Here is a 1294-nt window from a genome sequence, read left to right on the forward strand (position 1 = left end):
GATTTGCGCAAAACGCAGGTCGAGGTAGCCGAGCGCGCAGCCGACCGCGACGTCGGACAGGCTGAAGTGGATGCCGCTGCAGAACGACTTGTCGCCCAGGCCGGTGCTCATGGCCTTGAGGGTGGCTTCGATCTTGCCCATCTGGCGGTCGATCCAGGCGTCGCTGCGCTGCTTGACGCTGCGGCCGGCCCAGGTGGCTTCGAGGCGCGCCAGGATGGCGGCGTCGATCAGGCCGTCGGCCAGGGCCTCCCAGGTTTTGACTTCAGCGCGCTCACGGCCCTGGCTGGGGATAAGCTTGCCGACAGGTGACAGGGTGTCGAGGTATTCGACGATGACACGGGAATCAAATACGGCTTCGCCGCCTTCCATGACCAGGCAGGGCACCTTGCCGAGCGGGTTGGAAGCCTGGATGGTGGTGTTGGCTGCCCAGACATCTTCCAKGACGAACTGGTAGTCGAGCTTTTTCTCGGCCATCACTATGCGCACTTTACGCACATAGGGGCTGGTAGCGGATCCGATGAGTTTCATGATGGTGTGAGATCGTGGTCCGGGGGAAGAGCATTCTATCGAGTAAGCCGGCAGCCAGGCTGACGGGGGTGTAACGTGCCGGGCAAGAAGATTCGCAAATATGCACATCTTTTCGGGCTTGCGGCAGCGGCTTCCGGCGCGGCGGGCGCGGCAGGCACCCGGCCTACAATTGGGCCATGAGCTCCTCTCCCCCTTTTTCCACGATCAACGCCCTGTCCCCACTGGACGGCCGCTACGCGAACAAACTGAACCAGTTACGCCCCCTGATGTCCGAACAGGGCTATATGCACCGCCGCGTTCAGGTCGAAGTGGCGTGGTTCATCGCGCTGTCCGATGCCAAATTCGCCGAATTCAAGCCGCTGAGCCCGGGCGCCCGCACTTATTTGCTGGGTCTGGTCAAAAACTTCTCGGAGGCCGATGCGTCGGCCATCAAGGAAATCGAAAAGACTACCAACCACGACGTGAAAGCCGTCGAGTACTGGATCAAGTCGAAATTCGAAGCCAGGCCGGAGCTGCAGGGCGCCAGCGAATTTGTGCACTTTGCCTGCACCAGCGAGGACATCAACAACACCAGCCACGCGCTGCAGCTTAAAAGCAGCCGCGACCTGGTGGTGCTGCCGGCGCTGGACAAGGTCATTGCGCAGCTGCGCGAAATGGCCCACATCTATGCCGAAGAACCCATGCTGAGCCGCACGCACGGCCAGACGGCCAGCCCGACCACGGTCGGCAAGGAAATCGCCAACGTGGTGGTGCGCCTGGCCAATGC

The 1294-nt window shown here is 61.8% G+C and carries 2 protein-coding genes; one reads left to right on the forward strand and one right to left on the reverse strand.

The features are described 5' to 3' along the window. Positions 1-528 (reverse strand): glutathione S-transferase family protein (locus tag AC1D1X_RS23595; RefSeq protein WP_477699386.1); only part of this gene is annotated, 528 nt, incomplete at its 3' end. 176 nt (positions 529-704) lie between these two features. On the opposite strand from AC1D1X_RS23595, the gene AC1D1X_RS23600 reads away from it, so the two are divergent. Beyond that, positions 705-1294 (forward strand): lyase family protein (locus tag AC1D1X_RS23600; RefSeq protein ID WP_477699387.1); only part of this gene is annotated, 590 nt, incomplete at its 3' end.

This window comes from Polaromonas sp. P1_G4, from assembly GCF_056405475.1.